The sequence below is a fragment of the Polaromonas sp. P1_F1 genome (assembly GCF_056405795.1).
Window position 1 is genome coordinate 228,522 of sequence record NZ_JBFUBJ010000005.1, and the last position, 24,121, is coordinate 252,642.

The following is a 24,121-nucleotide window of genomic DNA, read 5'->3' on the forward strand; positions in this document are numbered from 1 at the left end:
GGCCGGCCCGCTACCCCTCGCCTTCGAGCATGGACCACTGCAAGGTCGTATAGGCCGCGACGTCCTCGGCCAGCGGCCGCCCCAGGACTTGGTCCCATTGTTCCGGCGCAATACCGGTACCAGGTCGACGCAATCCGATATCGGTTTCGCCGAGCCGGTGGCCGCGCGGGAGCTGGCGCAACACGACGACGCTGCGCCGCGCGACGTCGCGTGTGTTCTGCTCAATCGCCTGCGGCTGCTTCACCCCATCGCCCAACATGGTTTGCACCGTACGGATACCCTTGACGACGGCCGCGAACTCCTGCGGATCGGCCGATGCACGGTGATCCGGCCCGGGCAGCGACTTGTCCAGTGTGATGTGCTTTTCGATCACAGTGGCTCCGAGTGCGACCGCCGCCAGCGCGGCCTCGCCGCCCAAACTGTGATCGGAATACCCCACCGGCAAGCCGGTCGCCAGCGCCATGGTCGGGATCGCGCGCAGGTTCAGGGACTCCGGCGGCGCGGGATACGCCGACGTGCAATGCAGCAGGCTCAGCGTGTCCGGACCGGGTGGCGGGAATCCCCCGCGGCGCCACCGCGCTGCGATCCATTCGATCGCCCGCTGCACCTCCGCGAGCGTCGCCATGCCCGACGACATCAGCAGCGGCAAACCCGTGTCCGCAGCGCATTCGAGCAGGCGCTTATTGGTGATCTCGCCGGACGGCAACTTGATGCGCCGCACGCCGAGCCGCACCAGCATCGCCACGGCGTCTTCCGAAAAGGGCGTCGAGCAGAATTCGATGCCGCGGTCGAGACAATGCCGCGCCATCCGGGCGTGCTCCGCCTCGTCGAGCTCCAGCTTCCGAATCATGTCGAACTGGCTGGTCTCGCCGGTGTTGACGCGCTGGTAGTCCGCGGTCGCGGCCTGCGGCGTCACGACGTCCTCGGCGCGAAACGTCTGGAACTTCACTGCATCGGCGCCGGCATCGCGAGCGGCGTCCACCAGTTGCAGCGCGAGGTCGACGCTGCCGTTGTGATTCACGCCCGCTTCCGCGATCACGAACACATGCTTTGTCATGGTTGCCCCGCCGTTCCCTGCCGCCGCCAGAGCCATTCGGCCCATTCGAAATCGAGGGCGTCATCGATGTCCACCGACCGGTGCCGGGGCATGACGCTGGGGCGGATGCCGACGCTCCAAAAGCCGTCCACGGCCGCCCGCGCCAGGGCAGCACGCTGCCAGACATAGATCGAGCCGTTCAGCCCCCACGCCGGCGGGACGTCCTGCCGACGCGCGAACCCCTCGGCCTTGCTCACACACAGCGTGCCATCGGACCGGGCTTCGACGAGCGAGTAGTAGGGATTGTGCGACGGCTCCGTCACCGTGACGATGAGGTCAGCCTGCGGTGCGAGCCGGATCGCATCCGCCAAGTCCTGCTGCGTGCGCAGCGGTGAGGTCGGTTGCAGGTCCACGACAAGGTCGATGCGTTCACCCTGGCTCTCCAGGTAAGCGATCAAATGCTCGATCGCAGGTATCTTCGCCGCAGCGTCGGTGGCCAGTTCAGCCGGACGCCGGTACGGCACCTGTGCGCCCCACTCGCGGGAGATGGCAGCAATCTCGTCGTCATCGGTTGAGACGTATACCGCTTCGATGAGGGGACAGGCGCGCGCCTGCTCGATCGTGTGGGCGATCAGCGGCTTGCCCGCGAACGGCCGGACGTTCTTGCGCGGCAGCCCCTTGCTGCCGCCCCGGGCGCAGATCGTCGCAACGGTCTTCTGGCGCGGAGCGCTCACTGTTTGATCCCTTCGACCAGCAGATGGCGGATCTCGCGCTGTCCGCCCTGCATCGTGAAACTCCCACGTTCGACGCCGGCAACGGTCCAGCCCTGCAGCAGCACGGGGACATCCTCCTCAGCAGCAAAGCGCGTTGCGCCGAACCCTTCCAGCGGCCCTTCGCTGCACCACCACATGTCGCGCCCGGCCGCTTCACCGGTGCCGTCGCCCCAGCAGCCGCGCGCGAACATCCGGCTGAACAGGCGCCCGCCCGGCTTCACCACCCGCGCCATCTCGCGATAAACCTGCTGGGCATCTTCGAAGCCGCAGTAGCACACTGCCACCACGTCGAGGATGCCGTCGAAGTAGTTGTCCGGATATGGCAGCCGCAGGGCATCACCCACCTGCACGAGCCCTCCTGTCGCCGACCACGCCGGGCACTCGCGCTCGAGCCGCTCTCGCGCCAGACCCACGGCGGTGTCCGAGCCATCGATTCCGTGCACACAGAATCCTTCGCGCGCCATGAACCACAGGTTCGCACCGCTGCCGCAGCCGACCTCGAGCAGGCGCACGCGCGATGGCTCCCCCGCCTGCGAGAAGCGGCCCTTCACGAAACGGATCACGTCTTCGCCGGGATATTGGCCCCAGACGCGCGATTGATATACGGTCTCCCAGACCGGGTTCCAGCTCATGTTCAGACTATACGATAAAAGATTGGGCGCTCAGGGTGCTCTGCGCGCTCTTGGGGAAATCGCTTCTTCAGCTCGTTATAACGACTGTCGTCGAACACGTTCCAACCGGTCCGATAGGTAAGCCGCTCCGGTGAAAACGCGGACTTGAAGAACAGGAGAGGGTTGTCCGCACGGGCATCGCTGCCGCCGCCGAGGTACAGCCGGCGCATTCCACGCGCGCGGGCGGCAAGGCCTGCGTAATGCAGCACGAAGCTGGAGGCGCTCGCCTTGCGACCCTGCGCGCAGGTCGCCGCGAGGTGGTACTCCCGGATGCCGTCGCCGTCGAGAAACAGCGCCGCCGCCAACCACTGTCCCTCCGGCGATCGGCAGTAGCCGACGCGGGCCAGCCCGCTGGCGGCCAGCGCTTCGAAATAGCTGTCAGCGAACAGATAGAACGAATCCGCGCCGATGCCGCTCATACCCGCACGATAGAACGCGGCGAACTCGCGAACCATCGAAACAAGCCCGACCTCCTCATAGACCAGTCCCGCGGCGGCCGCCTTCTTCAGAGCCTGGCGCTGCCGCAGCGCATACCCGGCCGTGATGTCTTCCTGCTCCAGATCGACGCAAACGACGGCTCGGCCCTGGACCACATTTCCGCCGTAGTGCCGTTCGTTCCCCAGCACCGGATGAAAGCGGATGTATTCGACTACCACGCCGTCTGCCCGCATCGATTCCAAGTAGGCCTGCCAGGCAGCAGCCAGGAAAGCGGGGTCATCGGTGCTGCACAGGGGGCCGCCGTACCCATACGGCGAACTGGCATCCCTCAATGCCGTGCCAGGCACGTCGGTGCGGTGCAGGCAGTGCAGCCAGCATTCGCCTCTCGCCTCGTAGCTCAGGAAGAGCGGCTGCAGGAGCGGGTTGCGGGCGGCGTCAGCCGCGACATAGGCGGGATGCAGCGTCGCCGGCCGCAACGGCACGGACATCCGCTCGTACTGCGCTACCGCCTCGACGAACGCAAGAACGCGCATCCGTTCAGCGCCCACGGTGTGCCTGTACCGACTTGAGGACTTCGACAACACGGTCGGTCGCCGTGCCTTCAGGTTGGCGCTCACGCACCAGAGCAGTGCCATGTGGCGGCTCGTACCCTGTCGCGAGCTGGTCCAGTGTCAGCTCACGCTGGGCGATCCCCATGGCGAAATATGGACTCAGGTTGTCAAACATCGACCCTCTGACTTGAGTCACGTACTTGTCTGCCATGTTCGCTTCCACCCCCACGGTCGAGACCGTCACGATGACCTCGTCCGACGCATGAATACACGTATGCAGCGGCATCTCCGCAGGCGACACCCGAATCCGCGGATGACCAAGCGCGGAAACTTCCGACGCAGCCGGCTCGCTGGGGTGCCGCCTCACCCAGATCGCAAGCGATGGATTGGCGATCACTGCATCGAGCAGCGCCCGCTCAATGCGGCGCGGAAAGGCGGGATCGCCCCGCTCCGGGAACCCGGGATAAGCAGCCGGTTCCGGGGAGGACGCGTAAAGACAGACATGCAGCTCGTCCCATCCGGCGTCGTGCCGCAATGCGGCTCCGGCGGCGATGCGCGCCGGATCGAGGACCGTATCAAACGCGGGATTACCCGTAACGCGTACATCCTGCGGCGGCCGCCCGCCATCTATCAGGTTGTCGCGCACGGACGGGCTCAGAACGCAGACTACATCCCCGTAATCGGGCGCCGCGAGCCGGTCGCGCTCCCAGATCCCCAACAGGTCCACGAGGCAGGCGCTCGGAATACCCAGCGAGCCTGCCACCTGCAATGCGGCCTGCTCCGCACGCGGCGAATTCGTTGCAACCACAAGACTCGGCCGGACCTGCCGGATTGCTCGCTCGAGAACGCTCAAGGGCAGAAATGCCTGACGGCCGTATTGGCCATACTGCACGGCCGCCTCGGAGACACCCAAACGCGCCTCGAGGTCTGCATAGGAAAGGCCAAGGTAAGCAACAGATTCATCATGCTGGGCAGCAGTGACTTTAAGTTCACTGGCCAGCCGCTCTCCGTGCGCGCGTGCGCACAGATCGGTGTCTCTGAGAAGATCGCGAAAGCCTATGGCTTCAATACCGCTGCGCACCACCTCCGGCGCAGCCGTTGTCAACGCCAGATACAGCGGCCGGGCCAGACCCAGCTCTTTCACGCGCCGCGCCACCGGCAATAAGGCCTTGACATGCCCACCCCCGTAAGAAACAAAAAGCCAGCGCGGCAACTGGTCTGTCATCTCCGGTTCCCTCCCGAAAATTCCGGCTCGATGGTTCCGGCACCGGCTTCCCACACCGCCAGCGCCGCAAGGGCCCGTAACTCACGTGTATAGTTTTTTCTGCCATCCCGGTGCTGTACGAGCATGCCGTCAACCACCGGCCATTGCATCGTTTCAGCAATCAACGGGCTGTCCTGGAGGGTCCGGCGCAACCAGGCGTAAGACTCGCCGCGGAACCAGTCGCCGATAGGGACGGTAAACATCTGCTTTTTACGAAACGCCAGTTCATCGCCAATCAGCGGTGCCACGGCTTGTTTGAACCAGTGTTTTTTGTCGCCCTGCGCTGACAGCTTGGTCGTGCCGCGCGAGCGAAAGGCCAGCTCCATCATCCGGTAATCAAGGAAAGGCGTGCGCGCTTCGATGCTGACCGCCATGCCCATGCGGTCTGGCTTGACCAGGTTGTTGCCGGACAGCAGTAACTGCATATCCAGATACAACGCCTGGTTGACCCGGTCGAAATGACCGGCCTCCTCAAACCAGGGCCGGGCAACCTGCGTAAAGCTGTCGAGCCCGGACAGGTTTGCACGCGCCACCGGCTGATACAACGCCGCCTTGGCGGCGGGTGAAAACAACGAAATCGAATCGAAATACTGGCGCTGAAAATCAGGCGTCGGCAGGGTCTGCGCGTCGGGTCGGGCAAAGAACTGCGCGTATTTGTCATAGCCGGCAAACAGCTCGTCGCCACCGTCACCGGTCAGCACCACCTTGACGTGTTTTGCCGCCAGCTCGCTCACGCGCAGCATCGGCATGAATGAAGCGTCACCGTGCGGCTGGTCAAGGTGATGCAACACCTGCGGCCAGCGTGACAGCATGTTCAGCTCGGCCGTCTCCTGTGTGTGGTCACAGCCAAAACGCCGGGCGGCCTGCAGTGCAAAAGCCGACTCGTCGTAACGAGGGTCTTCAAAACCGATGCAGAAAGTCTTGACAGGCCGGTTGACATGCCTGGCCATCAGGCCAACGATACTGCTCGAGTCCACCCCGCCCGACAGGAAAGCGCCCCAGGGCACATCGGCCCGCAGGCGAATGCGCGTGGCGTCGTCGAGAATCGCCATGAACTCTTCGGACCAGTCCTCAAAGCCGTAGTCTTGTTCGCGCTGGTCGGCCAGGCTCCACCAGCGTTGGGTTTCAACACCGGTCCGGGTGAATTTCATCCAGGTGCCGGGCATCACGTGTTTGATGCCTTCGTAAATCGTCCACGGTACGGGGATGTAGTTGAAGCTCAGGTAATGATGGATTGCTACCAAATCAATAGCTGGTTGCGCACGTTGTGATTGGGCTAGCGGCAATATTGCCTTGATTTCCGAGCCGAACAGCATGCGCTGGCCATCGTCGGAGATATAGAGCGGCTTGACGCCAATGCGGTCACGAACCAGGTAAAGCGCATCCTGGCGCGCGTCGTCAATCGCGATCGCGAACATGCCATTGAGCTTGCTGATGCAGCTGATGCCTTCGCGCTCATACAGGCGCAGGATCACCTCGGTGTCGCTCTGCGTGTCCAGCCGCACACCCTGCGCGCGCAGTTCAGCAGCCAGCTCGATGTAGTTGAAGATTTCACCGTTCTGCACCACTGCGACCTGACCGTCGTCACTGACAAAAGGCTGGTGGCCGCCACCCAGGTCGATGATCGACAGGCGCCGGTTGCCGATGGCCACACCGCGCTGGGGCCGGTGCCAGATACCACCGTCGTCCGGGCCGCGGTGCAGCAGCTTCTGCGCCATCACGTCGAGGGCCGCGTCACTCACCGGCGTACATTCCCGGTCCCAATATCCAAAAATGCCGCACATTCAGTTGCTTCCTCTTCCACTCAGACGTGCCAGCGTCCACCAGATGATCTTCAGGTCGAACCACCATGACGCGGTATTCGCATATTGCAGGTCCAGCGCCAGCCGCTGACCTGCCGTGGCTTCCGAGCGCAGCATCACCTGCGCCAGGCCGGTGATGCCGGGCGGCACGCTGCAGCGCTTTTCCCAATCCGCAGGTGCGTACAGCAATTGTTGAGCAGGTACATCCGGCCGCGGCCCCACCAGGCTCATGTCACCTTTGAGGACGTTGAATATCTGCGGCAGCTCATCAATGCTGGTGCGACGTATGAAGCGCCCGACACGCGTGATCCGGGGGTCATTGGCCTGTGTGAAATACGACCCCACGGAAGCCGCATCCAGCTGCATGCTGCGAAATTTGAACATCCGGAACTCGCGGCCCCCCAGACCCATCCGGGTCTGGCTGAAGATGACAGGCAGACCGCTTTCCAGCGCAATAGCCATTGCCGCCAATAGCAATACCGGCGACAAAAACAGCAGGGCCAGCAGCGACAACACGACGTCCATCAGGCGCTTCATGCAGCTTTGCCCACTTGTTCTGCTACCTGCAGAATGACGGCAGCGACACGAAGCCGGTCGGCCTCCTGCTGGTCCGGTGTGCGCTGCGCCAGCGCTTCCTCAAACTTCCGCAATTCAGCCACGGCCGCCTCAAACGGCATATCGGCATCGGGTCTGTTGAAAGTCCGCGAAAGAATCACCGCCTGCGAACCCAGGCGCAAATGCTCACCCATAACATCGCGGCCGGGAAGTGAGCCCTCGTCTGCGCGGGCGATCCCGCCAAAGCCCATCGGTAAACCCCGCCGCCTTGCCGCTGCCGCTACGCGGTCAACATGGCCCTGGGCCAACGGCTCGAACATGAAGCGGCAGCCCATCGCCAAGTGCAGGTCATTCAGGCCGACGAAGACCTCTCCAAGCCCCGGCGTGTCCAGCCATTGCTCGAGCGATTCGAGCGCACCCACGGTTTCGAGCAGGGGCACTACCGGCACACGGCCATCGACGATTTCGCAGAAGCTCCGCAATTCCTGCGCGGTCGAAAACATCGGAAGCATCAGCAGGTCGGCCCCTTGCGCAAGCACAGCATCGACCTCCGCACGGGCTGCAGCCGGCTGATCGAGCCGGTATGGATTGACGCGAACCATGAGACGCGAATGCCGTAAAACTGCCTTGACACGGCCCACATCGTCAATCTGGTGCGTACTGATGAAAGTGTTGCGCCCGGCCTGGCGCTCGGCCTTGCCATTGCGTTCAAGGTCCACAAACAGCCGCATGGCCGGCATCCGGTCACAGCGTTTCGCCAGCTCCGGCTGGTTGGTAATGGTCAGTAAGTCAATCATGGAACGAAAGAGGAATAAGCCATTATTGCCCGCCGGCCTGCGGCACGGCCAACGGCTGGCGGCCCAGAAAACTGCGCAGCAAAGGGCTGGCCAGCAGCGCGCTGGCCAGCACCACTACCGCAAAAAAGCTGGCTGCCAGCGCGCTGGGCAGAAAATTCCAGCGGCCAAACCAGCGACTGGCCACGACCAGAAGCAGGCAAGCGGCCAACGGGGCAAGCATGGCACGCCACGGCAGCGCCCGGTGAAGCTGCTCGCGCTCGGTAAATAACATGGCGAGTGTGATGCCCGCCAGTACGGCATTGAGCGCCCCCATCACAAGCGCGCCTCCGGCAAGCCCGGACCAAGCTGCAACGGCGAGCGCAGTCAGGCCGGCGACATAAGCCCAGACTGCGCGGTGCATATGCCCCGATGCAGCCATGACTGTCAGCAATACGGCGATCAAAGCCTGTGGCAGCAGTGACCAGATACCGATGGCCCCCCAGCGCGCAATAACTTCCAGATGCCCGGCATCCATGCGGCCCCAGCCAAACAGCAGTTGGGCAAGCGGCAGCGAAAAGCTGCCCACCACGGCGATCGCTGCGCAAGCCAGGGTCCAGGCCAGGAGAAAGGCAATTTGCAAAGCCCTGTCGCGTTCCGCAGAGCCTACTTCGGTGCGGGTGATTGCCGGAAAAGCCAGACTGGCCACGAGCTGCACCGCGAGCACCAGCGGCAACTCCACCAGCTTCCAGGCGTAATTAAAGTCTGCGAGGGCCCCCTCCCCGGCCTGGGACGCCAGGCTGCGCCCCATCAGGGGCAACAGCAGCAGCAGGCCCGAAGACAGGCCGGCCCAGATCCATATGCCCGCAGCAGGCGGGGCCGGCATAGCCATCGCCGCCGGACCAGTCGGCGCAGCCTGCGGAAGCCGCCAGGCCAGCCAGCCGAGGCGCGCGACCATCGCCAGCACAAGGAAGCAGCCCAGGATAAAGACAGTTCGATCTCCGCTGTTTTGCGGCGCCAGGAACAGCGCAAGAACCAGCAGCAGGTTGACCACAAGATTGCCGCTGTACATGCCTACGAAATCCCGTTCATGCTGCAATCGCGTTACCCAGAGCGCGGCCAGCATGGCCAGCGGCAGCACGGCGGCGCTCCAGGCCAGCGAGTCACGGCCAAGGATGGCCATTTCGCCGCGCAGGCCAGGTGCAAGCGCATGGGACAGCGCACCCCGAAGTAACCAGATCAGCAAAGCCAGTACAAGACCAGTGCCGAGCAGCGCCCGTGCGACTTTTTTCTGGCTGGCATCCTGTTGCGCAGGCGTTTGGCGCGCCCATTCCGGCAACAACACGTAACCCAGGGCGCCGCTGAACAATATGCCGACCAGCAAGTCCGGCAGGGTGAACATCACAATCACCGCATCGCCAAGTCCGGTGGCGCCAAAAGCAGCGGCCTGGGCCGATTCCCGCAGGAGGCCGAGCAGGCGGCTGGCCATGAGCAAACCCAGGGAAAAAACGCCGGCGCGCAGGTACATAGGCGGGATTATCAAGGCTTAAATAGGGGCAGCCGGCCCTGAATGGGGAAACCAGCCACTTAAAAAACTAAAATCAACGGTTTGGCGCTTTGTCCGCAACAGCTGCAAACCGGCTTTGGCAGCGCCCCCGATCGTTTTCACACCTTCTGACCATGTCCGATAACAACACCGTGCCCCCTGCCCAAGACGAGAACCAGCTGATCGCCGAACGCCGCGAAAAGCTCAAGGCCATGCGCCAACGGCAGGCCGAAGGCCGGGGCGTCGCCTTCCCCAACGACGTCAAGCCGACGCACCGGGCGGCAGAGGTTTTCGAAAAGTACAGCGACAAGACCAACGAGGAACTCGAGCCGCTGGCGATCAAGGTTCATGTCGCAGGCCGCATGATGCTCAAGCGCGTGATGGGCAAGGCGAGCTTTGCGACGCTGCAGGATGCTTCGTTCGGCCCTACCGGCGGCCGCATCCAGCTCTATATCAACAATGAGGGCGTCGGCGAGGAAGTCCACAGCGCCTTCAAGCACTGGGACCTGGGCGACATCGTCGAGGCGACCGGCACAGTGTTCCGGACGCGGACCGGTGAACTTTCGATCCATGCGACCAGCCTGCGCCTGGTCACCAAAAGCCTGCGCCCCCTACCCGACAAATTCCACGGCATGGCCGACCAGGAAGTCAAATACCGCCAGCGTTATGTCGACCTGATCATGGATGCGGAGGCGCGCAAACGGTTCATGGCGCGCAGCAAGGCGGTCAGCAGCATCCGTGAATTCATGGTCGCAAACGATTTCCTTGAAGTCGAAACCCCCATGCTGCACCCCATCCCGGGCGGCGCCAATGCCAAGCCGTTCAAGACGCACCACAACGCGCTGGACCAGGAGATGTTTTTGCGCATCGCGCCTGAGCTCTACCTCAAGCGCCTCATCGTCGGCGGTTTCGAGCGTGTTTTTGAGATCAACCGCAGCTACCGCAACGAAGGCATCAGCGTCCGCCACAACCCCGAGTTCACCATGATGGAGTTCTACGCCGCCTGGTGGAATTACTCGGACCTGATGACGTTTACCGAAGCGCTGATCCGTGACGTGGCACAAAAAGTTTGCGGGTCGCTCGAGCTGAACTATGGAACCGGCCGGCTCGGGGGACCAATTGATCTGAGCAAGCCCTTTGAACGCCTGACGATCCGTGAAGCCATCCTCAAGCACACCGAGGCCGGCAAGCATGTGGACGATGCGGCCTGGCTGACGAACGCCCTCAAGAAGCTCGGCATGAGCGAAGAAAAAGACCGCCTCTCGACCCGTTCGCTGGCCAGCCTGCAGGTGCTTTATTTTGAGGAAACGGTGGAAGAAAAGCTCTGGCAGCCGACCTTCATCATGGAGCACCCGACCGAAATCTCCCCGCTGGCACGCGCCAACGACAGCCGTCCGGAGGTGACAGAGCGCTTTGAGCTCTACATCACCGGCCGCGAATTCGGCAATGGTTTCAGTGAGCTTAATGACGCTGAAGAGCAGGCCGCGCGCTTTAACGCCCAGGTAGCCGCCAAGGACAGTGGTGACGACGAAGCCATGTTTTATGACCACGACTTCATCCGCGCGCTGGAATACGGCATGCCGCCGACCGGCGGTTGCGGCGTCGGCATAGACCGGCTGATGATGCTGCTGACCGACAGCCCCAGCATCCGTGATGTGATTCTCTTCCCCGCGCTGCGACGTGAGGTTTAGCCCACGATCGCGCACTTCGCCATCCCCGATTCCACACCAGCAGGGGCCGCGGGACTGGCTTTGCCAGACCGCTGGCGCCGTCCCCTTGAGGGGGGAACAGGCTACACGCAGTGAGCCTGGACGGGGGTGCTATTGAAATACCTTCTCGGCTACCCCGACAGTCTGCAGACCCAGGTGCAGCAGCTGCTGGCGCAGGGCCGGCTGGGTGAGGTGCTGCTTGCCAAATACCCCCTTGCCCATGGCGTGCGGACCGACAAGGCCCTGTACGACTACGTGATGGGACTCAAAAGCGAGTTTTTACGCAGCTCGGAGCCGCTTTCCAAAGTCGCTTTTGACAGCAAGCTGCACGTGATTGCCCATGCGCTGGGCACACACACCACTGTTTCCAGGGTCCAGGGCAGCAAACTTAAAGCCAAGCGTGAAATCCGGGTGGCAACGCTGTTCAGGGAAGTGCCGGAAGAGTTTTTGCGGATGATTGCGGTGCACGAACTGGCCCACATCAAGGAAAAAGCGCACGACAAGGCTTTTTACCAGCTCTGCACCCATATGGAGCCGCGCTACCACCAGTATGAATTTGACCTGCGGGTGTACCTGACGCATATGGATGCGGTGGGCCGGCTGGAGTGGCCTTCAGCCTGACCCCACTGCGGTGTGGTCACAGCCGCCCGCGCGGGTTCCGAATCGGTCAAATTTACAAGGAAAAGGCCTGAAACCCAATACAGTTTTGCGCCATCAGCTATTTATTTAATAGCATCTCCGGCAAACGCATCTCAGAGAATCAGCCCCATCGCGTGCATATACGCCGGGTGCAGCATCAGTTCGTCCCATTCGTGGGCTGGGGTGGCGGGCAGCAGGTCCAGCCGGCGCAGCTCGCTGGACTCCAGCGCTTCCCACTGGCCCTTGAGCAGCGCCTCGGCCATGCCGTCCAGCAGTTCGTCCACCGGTTTGCCCTCCCCCACCGACTGGTTGCACAGCAGGACCATGTCGCAGCCGGCGTTCAGCGCAGTGACAGCAGCCTCGGTGTAGCTGACTTCCTTGCCGTCGATCAGGCGTGCGCCGGCCATGCTCAGGTCGTCGCTGAAAATCGCGCCGCCAAAACCCAGCTGGCCGCGCAGGATGTAGGTCAGCCATTTTTCCGAGAAACCTGCCGGCCGGGCGTCCACCTTGGGGTAAATCACGTGCGCGGGCATCACGCTGGTCAACGTGGTGTTCAACCACTCGTAAGGTGCGGCGTCGTCGGCCAGGAGGGCCTTCAGGCTGCGTTTGTCGACCGGGATGTCGGTATGGGAGTCGGCCTTGACGAAACCATGGCCGGGGAAGTGCTTGCCGCAATTGGCCATACCCGCCTGCAGCAGGCCGTGCATCAGGCTTTTGGCCAGCAGCGTGACGACGCGCGGGTCGCGGCCAAAGGCCCGGTCGCCAATGACCCCGCTTTCACCCCAATCGAGGTCCAACACCGGCGTGAAACTGAAATCAACGCCGCAAGCGCGCAACTCGGCACCCAGCACGTAGCCACAGGCGGTGGCGGCGTTGGTGGCCGCAAGCTGGTCCTTCATCCACAGCGAGCCCAGCGCGCGCATAGGCGGCAGGTGGGTAAAACCATCCGTCCTGAAGCGCTGCACGCGGCCGCCTTCGTGGTCCACGCAAATCAGCAAGTCCGGCCGGATGCTCTTTATCTCAGCACAGAGCGCGCTCAGTTGCCGGCGGTCTTGCCAGTTGCGGCCAAACAGGATGATCCCGCCGGTCAAGGGGTGCTTGAGGCGCCGGCGGTCAGCCTTGGTCAGCGTGAGGCCGGCGATGTCGATGATGAGGGGAGCGTGCTGGGTCATGGGATTGAAATCAGGAATTAAATACTATTAAATTGATAGCTGCCAGCGCAATATTTACGGGCGCTAGGGGCTATTTTTCTCTACAACCACAAAACTGGCGGCGTAATCGGTTTCGTCGGTGACGGACACATGGGCAGTGAGCTGGCGGGCTTCAAACCAGGCCTTGAGCGTGCCGTGCAGCACGATCTCGGGTTTACCGCTGGGCGCCTTGGCGATTTCGCAGCTGCGCCAGGTCATGGGCATGCGCATGCCGGTGCCGATCGCCTTGCTGAAAGCCTCTTTGGCTGAAAACCGGGTGGCAAGGTAGCTGACGCCGCGGTCGGGCCAGCGCGCGCTGCGGTGTTTCCAGGTGGCAAGTTCACCGTCGCTCAGGATCCTGCGGGCAAACCGTTCGCCATGCCTCTCAAGGCTGGCGCGGATGCGGCGCACGTCGCAGATGTCAGTTCCAATACCGTAAATCATCTAGCACCCAATCGCCGCAAAGTGACACGCAAAAAGCCAGCATGAGCCGCGGAACCGGCTTCGCCGGGCCGCAGGCGGGCGGCCCCCTCGGGGGGCAGGAAGCCACACGCAGTGGGCGACCGTGGGGGCTCCACTCATGCGGGGGCGAATGCCTGGGTGATGCTAAGCAGGTAACGCCTGGTGGTCGCGGCGTAACCCAACTCGAGCGCGTCGGCAACAAAAGCGTGGCCTATCGACACCTCCAGCACGCCGGGGACTTCGCGCACAAACTCCGTGAGGTTGTCGCAGTTCAGGTCGTGGCCGGCGTTGATGCCCAGGCCGGCTGCCGCGGCGGCCTGGCCCGCACGGGTAAAGCGCGCCAGGACTTCGGCCTTTTCAGGGGTGGGCCAAGCGCGCGCGTAGGTCTCGGTATAAAACTCCACCCGGTCGGCGCCCACGGCCTTGGCTGCTGCCATGGCTTCGGGAACCGGGTCCATGAAAAGGCTGACCCGCACACGGCGGTCATGCACCTGTTCTATCAGGGGCTGCAGGCGCTCCGCGTCTTCGGGGAAATTCCAGCCATGGTCGCTGGTGAACTGGTCCTCGCTGTCGGGCACAAAAGTGCACTGGTGCAGCGGCAGGCCCCTGGCGGCCAGATCGTGCACAAAGCCCATCAGGTTCTGGAGCGGGTTGCCTTCGATGTTGAATTCGCGGTCTGGCCAGTCCTTCATCAGCGCGGCGAGTTCAAAGACGTCGTCACGGCGGATATGCCGCTCGTCGGGCCGCGGGTGCACCGTGATGCCTTGGGCGCCGGCCTCCAGGCACAGCTCGGCGGCGCGCCGCACGCTGGGAATGTCCAGGTGCCGGGAGTTGCGCAGCAAGGCGACCTTGTTGACGTTGACCGACAGTGCGGTCTTGTCATACACATGGGACACGAGGGGAACGGGCGAAAGGAGTTTCATGGCGGTTGCTCGTTAGAAAGCTTGCAGGTCCATCATCATCTGCCGGGTTTTCAGGACCTTGACGCCGCAATGGTAGTGCAGCAGCCCGCGCAACTGGGTTTTAAGCTCATTGAAACCGGGGATACAGGCCCGTACCGTGTCAGAGAACAGCGCCTCGTCACCCAGCGCCTGTTGCAGCGCCTGCCATTGCCCGCCGGGCAGGCTGACGCGATCGTCGTCGTGCGCTTGCCGGAGCCCCGCCTCTGGCACCAGCACATAGCGGGTGTCCGGATCGAGCGGCGCCAGCGTGGCGGTTTCGGCGTCCAGCAGGGGTAAAAGGCCGATGTCGCGCAGCAGCCGCAGCTCAAACGCGCGCAGCGCCAGCTGCAGGGTTTCGGCACTTTGTGCGGCGATCAATTGCACCGTGGCGGCGTAGGCGTCAAACAGCACCGGATGCGGGTCGTCACGCGCCATCAGGCGCATGAGCAGCTCGTTGAGGTAATAACCCGACAGCAAGGCATCCCCCGTGGGCATGACGTGGCCGCCCTGCCACTCAGCGCTTTTCAGGGTACGGATTTCGGCATCGCCGCCAAAGGCGATATGCAGCGGCTGTAGCGGCAACAAGATCGGCCGGAAACTGGAACTCGGCTTTTTGGCCCCCCGCGCCACCAGAGCCACCCGGCCATATTTCCGGGTAAACACCTCCAGAATCAGGCTGGACTCACTCCAGTCGTAGCGGTGCAGGACGTAGGCCGGCTCGTCGCCTATGCGCTTGGTCGCCATGTTCAGGGATTCAAACGGTTTAAAGAAGGCAGGCCAGCATGAGCCGCGGAACTGGCTTTGCCAGGCCGCAGGCGGGCGGCCCCCTCGGGGGGCAGGGAACTACACGAAGTGAGCGACCGTGGGGGCCTCATTCATACCCGAAGGTCTTGACCCTTGCCTCGTCGTCCGCCCAGCCCGAACGGACCTTGACCCAGATCTCCAGGAACACCTTGCCGCCAGTGAGGGTTTCGAGCTCATGCCGGGCTTCAGTGCCGATGCGCTTGAGCTTTTCGCCCTTCTCGCCAATGATCATGCCCTTGTGGCCGTCGCGCTCGACCACGATAGTGGCGGCAATTTTTCGCAAATTGCCCTCCTCTTCGTACTGGTCAATGATGACGGTGGAGGTATAGGGAAGCTCGTCGCCCGTCAGGCGGAACAGCTTTTCGCGGATGATTTCGGCGGCCATGAAGCGGTCGCTACGGTCGGTCAGTTCGTCGGCACCGTACATCCAGGGCTGCACCGGCAAGTATTTTTCGCAAATGCCGAACAGGCGCTCGATGTCCTTGGCGTTGTTGGCCGACATGGGCACGAACTCGGCGAAATTGTGCCGCTCCTGCATTTCCTTGAGCCAGGGCGCGATCTCGGCGCGGCGGTGAATCAAATCAAACTTGTTAGCCAGCAAAATCGCGGGTGTCTTTTCAGGCAGCAGAGCCAGAACCTTGGCGTCGGCCTGGTTGAATTGACCGGCTTCCACCACAAAGACAATCAGGTCCACATCATTGACGGCGCCGACCACGGTGCGGTTCAGCGAGCGGTTCAGCGCGTTGCCGTGCCGGGTCTGGAAGCCCGGCGTGTCCACGAAGACATACTGCGTTGCCTTGACCGTGCGCATGCCGGTGATGCGGTGGCGCGTGGTCTGGGCCTTGCGCGAGGTGATGCTGATCTTTTGCCCCACAAGCGCATTGAGCAAGGTAGATTTACCCACATTGGGCTTGCCGACGATGGCGATCAGGCCACAGCGCTGCTCGCCGGCAGGCGGCGTGTCAGCAGTGGCTGGCACGGCCGCGCCGCGCGAAGACAGGGCCTGCGCCAGCATGGCTTCCAGCGCATCGGGCGGCTGCACGGTTTGCGGGGCTTTGGCTTGACGCTTTTTCGGCGCGACTGCAGAGGGAGTCGCCGCAGCAGCTACCGGTTTTTTCGGTTCTTTTTTACCTGTACTCATAATCTTGGTGTGTTGGCCTGCGGCCTTCGGGCGGCTGCCGGCTCGGAGTCAGGAATCCAGTGTCTTGACAAACATCAGCATGGCGGCGGCGGCGGCTTGTTCGCCGGCCCGGCGGGAGCCGCCGATCCCGCGCTCGGCCCGGCCATACTCGGTGATCTCGCATTCCACATCGAAGGTCTGCTTGTGGGCCGCACCCATGGTACCCACCACGCGGTAAATCGGCAGGTTCATTTTGCGCCCCTGCAACCACTCCTGCAATTCGGTTTTCGGATCTTTGCCGATGGCCTGCATCTGCGGGTTGATTTCCACATCTTTGAACAGCCGGCGCACCAGCAGGTTGGCCGCCTCAAAGCCGGCGTCCAGGTAAACGGCGCCTATCACAGCCTCCAGCGCATCGGCGAGAATGGAGGGCCGCTTCTGTCCGCCGGATTTTGCCTCACCCTCACCCAGCCGTACCAGGTCCGGCAGGCCAAGCACGACAGCAAGTTTGTGCAGGGTGTCCTGCTTGACAAGGTTGGCCCGCACACGTGAAAGGTCGCCCTCAGGCAGGGTGCTCAGTTGCTCGTAGAGCAGCCCCGCGACAGCCAGGTTCAGGACGGAATCGCCCAGAAACTCGATACGTTCGTTATGGTCGGTCGAAAAGCTGCGGTGCGTCAGCGCCTGCTGGAGCAGCTTTGGGTCGGAAAAATCATGCTGCAGGCGCTTTTGCAATGCCAGCAGACCAGGACTTGAGGTAGCACTCGCTCGCACTTACTTGGCACGGCCGTTGTACTTGAGCAGCAGATAAGCTGGGCCGGCCATGTGGATTTCCTTGTTATAGGCGAAAGACACCACAGTTTTGTCACCCTCTTTGGTCACTTCGATATCTTTGGCGGTAATTGACTTGATGTCGTCAATCTGGGCGGCCTTGTCAAAGATAGTTCTGGCCTCAGCCACCGTGTTGCCTTCCCTCGCCTTTCCGGCGGCCTTGAGGATGGCCTGATATTCAATCAGCGTCGGGGCAACCTGGGCAGCCAAAATGCCGCCACATACAAGAACAATGCCCACAAACAGAAGGCCAATAAAGGAAATGCCACGTTGACGATGTTTCATTTTTTCTCCTGCTCTGACTAGGAAGTCCTGTCGTATTGCCCTTGGTACACCAAAGTGTGCCAAAAAAGCGGCTACTCGAAAGAACCGATACGCTTGAGGTTGCCGAAATTCATCCAGACAAAAAAGGCCTTGCCGACGATGTTTTTATCGGGAACAAACCCCCAATAACGGGAATCCAGCGAATTATCGCGGTTATCGCCCATCATGAAATACTGCCCCTCAGGCACCTTGCAGACAACGCCCTCGCTACTGTAACGGCAATTTTCCTTGAAAGGAAAGTCCATGACCTCCCGCTCATCGAGGCCGGCCCGCCGGGAGTCGTCATTCAGCAGGCGGTATTTCTTTGTCCCATTGACCTCTTCGAACTGTTTGGCGTAACGCAAAATATCTTCGTCAAAAAAGTCGGGCAAAGGCGTCTTGACCAGAGGCTTGCCGTTAATGGTCAGCTTCTTGTTCAGGTAGGCCACCTCATCCCCGGGCACACCCACCACCCGTTTGATGTAATCCAGGCTCGGTTTTGGCGGATAGCGAAACACCATCACATCACCGCGCTGCGGGGTGTTGTTGTCCAGTACCTTGATATTGAGCACCGGCAAGCGAACGCCGTAATGGAATTTATTGACCAGGATCAGATCGTTGACGAGCAAGGTGGGGATCATGGAGCCAGAAGGAATCTTGAAGGGCTCAAACAGGAAGGAGCGCAACAGGAAAACCACCACGATCACCGGGAACAGGCCGGCGGTCCAATCCAGCCACCAGGGCTGCATGATGAGCCGGGTTCTGGCTTCGTCAACATGGTTGTCGACCTGGCTGATGCCTTTGCCGGCGAGCTCAGCCTGCCGCCTGGCAGCACTTTCCTCGAATGCTGCCGCCGCGCGGTAGCGCTGCGGCAAAAAGTAAAACCGCTCGGCCAGCCAGTAAATCCCGGTGACCACCGATGCCAGGAACAGCAGCAGGGAAAAGTTTCCGTCCACGACGCCGAAGTACCAGGCAGCGCCATAACCCACAAAGGCGGCCAGCACCACGGCCGTGATCGTGCTCATTGCGCCGCGCATCAATCTTCCACCTGCAAAATGGCCAGGAAGGCTTCCTGAGGGACTTCAACGGAACCGATTTGTTTCATGCGTTTTTTACCCGCTTTTTGTTTTTCAAGGAGCTTGCGTTTGCGTGAAATATCGCCGCCGTAGCACTTGGCGATCACGTTTTTGCGCAGCGCCTTGATTGTCTCACGCGCAATAATGTTGGCCCCGATCGCCGCCTGGATGGCCACATCGAATTGCTGCCGGGAAATGATCTCGCGCATTTTGGCCACCACCGCCCGGCCGCGGTAGGCCGACTGGCTGCGGTGGACGATGATGGACAGCGCATCGACCTTCTCGCCGTTCAGCAAGATGTCCACCTTGACCACATCGGATGCCCGGAACTCCTTGAATTCGTAGTCCATTGACGCATAGCCGCGGGAGACGGACTTGAGCTTGTCGAAGAAGTCCAGCACGATCTCGCCCAGTGGCATTTCGTAGGTCAACATGACCTGCTTGCCGTGGTAAGCCATGTTCAGCTGGACGCCGCGTTTCTGGTTGGCCAGCGTCATCACGGCGCCCACATAGTCCTGCGGCATATACAAGTGCACGGTCACGATGGGCTCGCGGATCTCGTTGACCTTTCCGCCGTCGGGAATTTTGGAGGGATTTTCAACCTTGAGGAGGGTTCCGTCGGATTGGAGAACTTCATAGACCACACTGGGGGCCGTCGTGATCAGATCCTGATCGAATTCCCGCTCGAGCCGCTCCTGGACGATCTCCATGTGCAGCAGCCCCAGGAAACCGCAGCGAAACCCGAAACCCAACGCTTCGCTGACCTCCGGCTCATAGTGCAGCGACGCATCATTGAGCTTGAGTTTTTCCAGTGCATCGCGCAGGGATTCGTATTCACTGGCCTCTGAGGGATACAGGCCGGCAAACACCGCAGGCTGGATTTCCTTGAAGCCGGGCAAGGCCTCGGTGGCGGTAAAGGCAGCGCCGCCTGTCCCGGGCTTGATCAGGGTCACGGTGTCGCCGACCCGCGCCGCCTGAAGCTCCTTGATGCCAGCGATGACAAAACCCACCTCGCCGGATTCGAGTGCCTGGCGAGGCTCGGTATGCGGAGTAAAGACGCCTAATTGCTCGGCGTTGTACATCGCCTCGCTGGCCATCAGCTTGATACGGTCACCCTTGGCAAGCCGGCCGTCCACAACACGCACCAGCATGACGACGCCCACATAAGCGTCGTACCAACTGTCAATGATCATGGCGCGCAACGGGCCGCCTGGATTACCTTTGGGCGGCGGAATTCTGGCAACGACGGCCTCCAGGATTTCATCGATACCCATGCCCGTCTTGGCACTGCAGGGAATCGCATCGGTCGCGTCGATACCGATCACTTCTTCGATTTCCTGCTTGGCGTTATCAGGGTCGGCCTGCGGCAAGTCCATCTTGTTGAGCACCGGCACGACTTCCACGCCGAGGTCCAGCGCGGTGTAGCAGTTGGCGACGGTCTGTGCTTCCACACCCTGGCTGGCGTCCACCACCAGCAGCGCCCCCTCGCATGCGGACAGCGAGCGGCTCACTTCATAAGAGAAGTCGACGTGGCCCGGCGTGTCGATCAGATTGAGGTTGTAGACCTCGCCGTTGAGTGCCTTGTATTTGAGCGCAGCGGTCTGCGCCTTGATGGTTATCCCACGCTCTTTTTCAATATCCATCGAATCCAGAACCTGCGCGCTCATCTCTCTGTCCTGCAAACCGCCGCAACGCTGGATCAGACGATCAGCCAGCGTGGATTTGCCGTGATCAATGTGGGCAATGATCGAAAAATTTCTGATGTGATTCATCAACGAGAACGCCTAAGTACTTGAAAGTATTGCGAAGAGATTGAATGGAATTCGCGAGGGCCATAAAAAAGGGCGCGTCGAGTAGCGACGCGCCCTGAACCAACAATCTATGGCAACTGCGATAGTTGGAACTTCATTGTAGGCAAAAAGCCGGAGCCGAACAGTCCCGAAATGGCCATATTTTTGTCGTTGCAGGCTAGCAACATGGATCTTATGCACAACTTATTCACAATTTTATACTGCTTGTCTCTGGACAACTTGTGGGTGATCTGTGGAGCGTTCGGTATTACTCAAAATAAAGAGAGAAACCAGGTCTTTAGCCATTCCGATATATCGAAATAGCGCAGGCGGGAGCTCATATTCTACCGAAAATGGTCCATGGACCACTTTATTGTGAGTAATCACTAACAAAAAATCAGGTCTGGCCCCTCGCAAAATATATTTTTGCGAAGCACCAAATTCCCGCGCCAGACATCAAAAACCCCCATAGCCCGGCAGGGTATGGGGGTTAAAGACAGCCGCACATGCTGCCGCGCCGCCGCGAGAAAGCGCCCTGGGTAGCGCCTTCAGCGGGAAGGCCTGATCAATGCGTATTGCGCCCACTCACCCCGGCGGAACAACACGTTGATGGCCTTGGACTTGTCGATTTTGGCAAGGGCCGCTTCAAATTCCTTGACGCTGGTGACTTCGGAGTTGGCAATCGCCACAATCACGTCGCCTTCTTTCAGGCCGGCCCGCGCAGCAGCTCCTTCGGCGGTGTCCACCTTGACGCCACCCTTGACCTTCAGCTCTTTCTTCTGTGCATCGGGCACTTCACTAACGGCCAGACCCAAAGCCTGTGCTGCACCCGCCACCGGGGGCTTGGGCTCAGGGCCCGCCGAAGCCTTGCGCGCGGGTTTTTCGGCCTCGACCTCACCAATCGTGACCGAAAGGTCCTTGCTCGCGCCGCGCCTGAAGACAGTCACCACGGCCTTGGTCCCCGGCTTCACGTTGCCGACCATGCGCGGCAAGTCGCTGGATTTTTCAATCGGTTTGCCGTCGAACTTGATGATGATGTCGCCAGCTTCAATGCCCGCTTTTTCTGCGGGTGCGCCGCTCTCAACACCCCTGACCAGTGCGCCCTGCGCCTTGCCCAGGCCAATCGATTCCGCCACCTCTTTGGTGACCTGGTCGATCTGCACACCGATGCGGCCCCGCGTGACCTTGCCGCTCGTGCGCAACTGATCGGACACGCGCGCTGCCTCATCTATGGGAATGGAAAAGGAAATGCCCTGGAAGCCGCCGGAGCGCGAATAAATTTGGCTGTTGATGCCAACCACCTCACCGCGCATATTGATCAGGGGCCCGCCGGAGTTGCCGGGGTTGATGGCCACGTCGGTCTGGATAAACGGCAGGTAGTCGCCGGTATCCCGCTGCTTGGCACTCACGATACCTGCAGTCACGGTGTTTTCCAGGCCAAATGGCGAGCCGATGGCCATCACCCATTCCCCGACCTTGAGGCGGTTGATGTCGCCAATCTTCACTGCGGGCAGCCCCGTCGCTTCAATCTTGACGACGGCAACGTCACTGCGCTTGTCCGCACCGATGATTTTGGCTTTGAATTCGCGCTTGTCGGTCAACGTGACAATGACTTCATCAGCGCCTTCGACCACATGCGCGTTGGTCATCACAAAGCCGTCGGCCGTCAGGATGAAACCCGACCCGACGCCGCGTGGCTGGTCTTCGTCAGGCTGAGGGCTGCGGTCCGGCCGGGGTGCGCGGGGCATATTGGGGGGGATCGGTATGCCAAAGCGCTTGAAGAATTCCAGCATCTGTTCGTCCGCACTCCCTGAAGCCGCTGCCTTGGCTTTCTCCAGGGTGCGGATATTGACCACCGAAGGACCCACCTGCTCCACCAGGTCCGTGAAATCCGGCAATGTACGGTTCTGCGCCCAGACCGGCGCGACCGGCAGCACCGCCAGGACCGCCGTGCTTCCTACGATGGCCGCCGTCAGGCAGGAGCGCAGGGGTTTCCAGTTCAATTCAAGCATCATCAGCCTCGTCATAAATGTTGTCATCCGGCAATCACACCCGGCGGCAATCCAAGGCTGGCGCCGGAGAAAACTGTTGCAGCACGTGGGCCCCGGGAAAAGTATCAGGAGCGCAGGTGCATATTATTTCTTGCGCTCCAGCCCGCCCGCAAAAAGCTTCAAGGTGCCCATGGGGACTTCACCCATCACGGTGACCCAATAGGCGTCGAGCTGCCTGGTAATCGTCTGGGTGGCGCCCATCGACAGGCTCGATTCCTGACCGTGGCGCTGGCGGTCGAACGGTTCTACAAAAATCGACACCGATGCCAAACCATCCGAGAAAATCCACTGCAGGGGCTCTTCACCGGCCGCAGTGCCAGCAGGCGCCAGTGCCGTCGCCGGCCGCTTGTAGCAACTCATGGGTTTAAAGCCCGCCACAGGCGCCTTCAGGAGCCAGCCTTCCGCGCTTGCCGTGGTCTTCATGAGAACAGGCTTTTCCACACGGTAACCGTCGACCTTGCCCATCATCTGGAGGAGCTTGTCCATTTTGACCGGAGCATCGAGCTGCAATTCTGAAAATGCCGCCTGTTCCAGGACCTTGCCGTCGGTATCGAGCGTCTGCAGCTTCACGACCAGGCCTTTCTTCTGTTCTGTCCAGACCCGGTAGCCAAACCGCATATGGTCTTTGGGCGCCAGCAGCACGATATCGGCCTCGACGCCCGCCACACGCTCGGTACCCTCCTGACGGACCTTGTAATAGTCGGCAATCCGGTTATCGGTTGACTGCAGCAACTGGGGGAACATACCCAGCGACTCGCGCTTTTCACTGCGAACCACCTTGTGGTCCGGCATGAAGGTGACCACCTGGTCGTTATGGCGAAAAATCGAGCGCGGTGCCCCCGTCAGCGTTTCTACCCGCTCCATTTGCTGGTCGCCCTCGCAAACATGCCAAATCTTCGCACTGGACATGGCACCACCGGAAGAGACGACAAAGGTGCCGATGTATGAGCGCTTTTTGGAAGCCTCGTGCATGCGCATCAGCCAATCGTTGATGTTGCGGGATTCCACGGGCGTCGCAGCAGGGGCCGGCGGCGGCACCTGTGCCGCTACAAAATTCATAGCTGGCAGCGCACATCCCGCAAGGGCTAGAAGGCGAAATAGCTTGAATTTCATGAGGTTTCCAAAGCCCGGCGACAAGCAGGCGCCCGCTCAGCGTCCTGCATTTTGCGGCGTTTCAAAGGTGGCATTGCGCAAGAAGCCCGAGGGCTCCTGCAGGGCCGATGTGCCCCCCAGCTGCTTGTGTGCAGCCAGCAGTTCCTCCAGCCGGGCATCCCGCACCATTGGGCCTTGGGGCGAAGCAACCAACACCTGTTGTGACAGTGGCGCCTGGGCAAGCTGCGGCGCCGAGCCGGGTGCCAGCAAGCCGGAGGCATTCCACGCAATGGCAGCCACCGCGGCGAGTGAGGCAAATCCTGCTACCAGCTTCCAGCGGAAATCGCTGTCATTGGCGGCTTCGCCATGCGGTTGAGACATTGCTTGCACGGGTACCTGAACAACATCCAGAGCCGGAACAGCAGGATGAAAATTCGAACCGGCCGGGGTTTCCTGGGCAAGGCGCTGGTTCAGGCGCGCCAAAAAGGCCATGTCCACCCCTTTGGTCCGAAGCGCAGGCGACCGCAAGGCATCGCCAATCAGGTGATAGGCGTCCCAGGCGGCGACCGCTGAATCGTCGCGCCGGCTGGCATCGAGCGCAGCCACAAGTTCGTCCCCGTCCAATTGGCCATCGGCCAGGGCAGACATGAGTTCGCTGGTTTGCATTGACGGTTTCATCATGTTCGTGGGCAGCGGAACTGCCGTTT

The 24,121-nt window shown here is 61.4% G+C and carries 23 protein-coding genes; 2 read left to right on the top strand and 21 right to left on the bottom strand.

All coding sequences use genetic code 11. The features are described from left to right. Positions 1 to 10: 10 nt before the first annotated feature. Genes neuB through AC1DZE_RS15585 form a run of 9 tightly spaced genes read right to left on the bottom strand, consistent with a single transcriptional unit; the run spans position 11 to position 9,391 of the window. Positions 11 to 1,057: an N-acetylneuraminate synthase gene (gene neuB, locus AC1DZE_RS15545; RefSeq protein WP_477700262.1), complete on the bottom strand. Its 1,047-nt coding sequence runs from the start codon at positions 1,055 to 1,057 to the stop codon at positions 11 to 13. Beyond that, positions 1,054 to 1,770: an acylneuraminate cytidylyltransferase family protein gene (locus AC1DZE_RS15550; protein ID WP_477700263.1), complete on the bottom strand. Its 717-nt coding sequence runs from the start codon at positions 1,768 to 1,770 to the stop codon at positions 1,054 to 1,056. The genes neuB and AC1DZE_RS15550 overlap by 4 nt, the downstream gene beginning before the upstream one ends. After that, on the bottom strand, positions 1,767 to 2,441 hold the full coding sequence (locus tag AC1DZE_RS15555) for a class I SAM-dependent methyltransferase (RefSeq protein WP_477700264.1): 675 nt from the start codon (positions 2,439 to 2,441) through the stop codon (positions 1,767 to 1,769). Before AC1DZE_RS15555 ends, AC1DZE_RS15550 begins: the two co-directional genes overlap by 4 nt. Before the next feature lie 2 nt (positions 2,442 to 2,443). Beyond that, entirely contained in the window at positions 2,444 to 3,553 is a 1,110-nt protein-coding gene (locus tag AC1DZE_RS15560) for a hypothetical protein (protein ID WP_477700265.1), read from the bottom strand. Beyond that, a complete protein-coding gene (locus AC1DZE_RS15565; protein WP_477673759.1) occupies positions 3,456 to 4,694 on the bottom strand; it encodes a UDP-glycosyltransferase in 1,239 nt (412 codons plus the stop codon). Before AC1DZE_RS15565 ends, AC1DZE_RS15560 begins: the two co-directional genes overlap by 98 nt. Next, the gene (gene asnB / locus AC1DZE_RS15570) at positions 4,691 to 6,517 is read right to left on the bottom strand and encodes an asparagine synthase (glutamine-hydrolyzing) (RefSeq protein ID WP_477673760.1); all 1,827 of its coding nucleotides are present in this window, start codon (positions 6,515 to 6,517) and stop codon (positions 4,691 to 4,693) included. Before asnB ends, AC1DZE_RS15565 begins: the two co-directional genes overlap by 4 nt. Beyond that, complete coding sequence (locus AC1DZE_RS15575) at positions 6,518 to 7,072, bottom strand: sugar transferase (RefSeq protein WP_477671331.1); 555 nt, start codon at positions 7,070 to 7,072, stop codon at positions 6,518 to 6,520. Then, complete coding sequence (locus tag AC1DZE_RS15580) at positions 7,069 to 7,887, bottom strand: aldolase/citrate lyase family protein (protein ID WP_477671330.1); 819 nt, start codon at positions 7,885 to 7,887, stop codon at positions 7,069 to 7,071. Before AC1DZE_RS15580 ends, AC1DZE_RS15575 begins: the two co-directional genes overlap by 4 nt. A 22-nt stretch (positions 7,888 to 7,909) precedes the next feature. After that, positions 7,910 to 9,391, bottom strand: a complete 1,482-nt coding sequence (locus AC1DZE_RS15585; protein WP_477671329.1) for a lipid II flippase MurJ — start codon at positions 9,389 to 9,391, stop codon at positions 7,910 to 7,912. Positions 9,392 to 9,543: 152 nt separating this feature from the next. Here AC1DZE_RS15585 and lysS point away from each other — a divergent pair, with 152 nt between their 5' ends. Next, positions 9,544 to 11,100, top strand: a complete 1,557-nt coding sequence (lysS, locus tag AC1DZE_RS15590) for a lysine--tRNA ligase (protein ID WP_477671328.1) — start codon at positions 9,544 to 9,546, stop codon at positions 11,098 to 11,100. A 132-nt stretch (positions 11,101 to 11,232) separates the two neighbouring features. Beyond that, positions 11,233 to 11,739, top strand: coding sequence for a YgjP-like metallopeptidase domain-containing protein (locus AC1DZE_RS15595; protein WP_477671327.1), 507 nt, complete (start codon positions 11,233 to 11,235; stop codon positions 11,737 to 11,739). Positions 11,740 to 11,870: 131 nt separating this feature from the next. On the opposite strand, the gene nagZ is transcribed toward AC1DZE_RS15595, so the two are convergent. The 12 genes from nagZ to AC1DZE_RS15655 all read right to left on the bottom strand — a co-directional run bounded on the left by nagZ (position 11,871) and on the right by AC1DZE_RS15655 (position 24,080). Then, positions 11,871 to 12,929: a beta-N-acetylhexosaminidase gene (gene nagZ, locus AC1DZE_RS15600; protein ID WP_477674219.1), complete on the bottom strand. Its 1,059-nt coding sequence runs from the start codon at positions 12,927 to 12,929 to the stop codon at positions 11,871 to 11,873. Between the two features lie 63 nt (positions 12,930 to 12,992). Continuing rightward, entirely contained in the window at positions 12,993 to 13,391 is a 399-nt protein-coding gene (gene acpS / locus AC1DZE_RS15605) for a holo-ACP synthase (RefSeq protein ID WP_457279372.1), read from the bottom strand. Positions 13,392 to 13,525: 134 nt separating this feature from the next. Then, positions 13,526 to 14,332, bottom strand: a complete 807-nt coding sequence (locus tag AC1DZE_RS15610; RefSeq protein WP_477671324.1) for a pyridoxine 5'-phosphate synthase — start codon at positions 14,330 to 14,332, stop codon at positions 13,526 to 13,528. Between the two features lie 12 nt (positions 14,333 to 14,344). Further along, a complete protein-coding gene (gene recO / locus AC1DZE_RS15615) occupies positions 14,345 to 15,094 on the bottom strand; it encodes a DNA repair protein RecO (RefSeq protein WP_457279374.1) in 750 nt (249 codons plus the stop codon). 127 nt (positions 15,095 to 15,221) lie between these two features. Then, complete coding sequence (gene era, locus AC1DZE_RS15620; RefSeq protein WP_477671614.1) at positions 15,222 to 16,169, bottom strand: GTPase Era; 948 nt, start codon at positions 16,167 to 16,169, stop codon at positions 15,222 to 15,224. A gap of 174 nt (positions 16,170 to 16,343) precedes the next feature. Then, positions 16,344 to 17,045, bottom strand: a complete 702-nt coding sequence (gene rnc / locus AC1DZE_RS15625) for a ribonuclease III (protein ID WP_477671323.1) — start codon at positions 17,043 to 17,045, stop codon at positions 16,344 to 16,346. Beyond that, on the bottom strand, positions 17,046 to 17,387 hold the full coding sequence (locus tag AC1DZE_RS15630) for a DUF4845 domain-containing protein (protein ID WP_457279376.1): 342 nt from the start codon (positions 17,385 to 17,387) through the stop codon (positions 17,046 to 17,048). Between the two features lie 71 nt (positions 17,388 to 17,458). Beyond that, a complete protein-coding gene (gene lepB / locus AC1DZE_RS15635) occupies positions 17,459 to 18,430 on the bottom strand; it encodes a signal peptidase I (protein ID WP_457279377.1) in 972 nt (323 codons plus the stop codon). A gap of 11 nt (positions 18,431 to 18,441) precedes the next feature. After that, complete coding sequence (lepA, locus tag AC1DZE_RS15640) at positions 18,442 to 20,253, bottom strand: translation elongation factor 4 (RefSeq protein ID WP_477671322.1); 1,812 nt, start codon at positions 20,251 to 20,253, stop codon at positions 18,442 to 18,444. A gap of 566 nt (positions 20,254 to 20,819) precedes the next feature. Beyond that, complete coding sequence (locus AC1DZE_RS15645; RefSeq protein ID WP_477666242.1) at positions 20,820 to 22,283, bottom strand: DegQ family serine endoprotease; 1,464 nt, start codon at positions 22,281 to 22,283, stop codon at positions 20,820 to 20,822. Between the two features lie 123 nt (positions 22,284 to 22,406). Next, positions 22,407 to 23,435 (bottom strand): MucB/RseB C-terminal domain-containing protein, encoded by a 1,029-nt coding sequence (locus AC1DZE_RS15650; protein ID WP_477700266.1) that lies wholly within the window; start codon positions 23,433 to 23,435, stop codon positions 22,407 to 22,409. Positions 23,436 to 23,471: 36 nt separating this feature from the next. After that, positions 23,472 to 24,080, bottom strand: a complete 609-nt coding sequence (locus tag AC1DZE_RS15655; RefSeq protein ID WP_477671320.1) for a sigma-E factor negative regulatory protein — start codon at positions 24,078 to 24,080, stop codon at positions 23,472 to 23,474. Positions 24,081 to 24,121 lie beyond the last annotated feature (41 nt).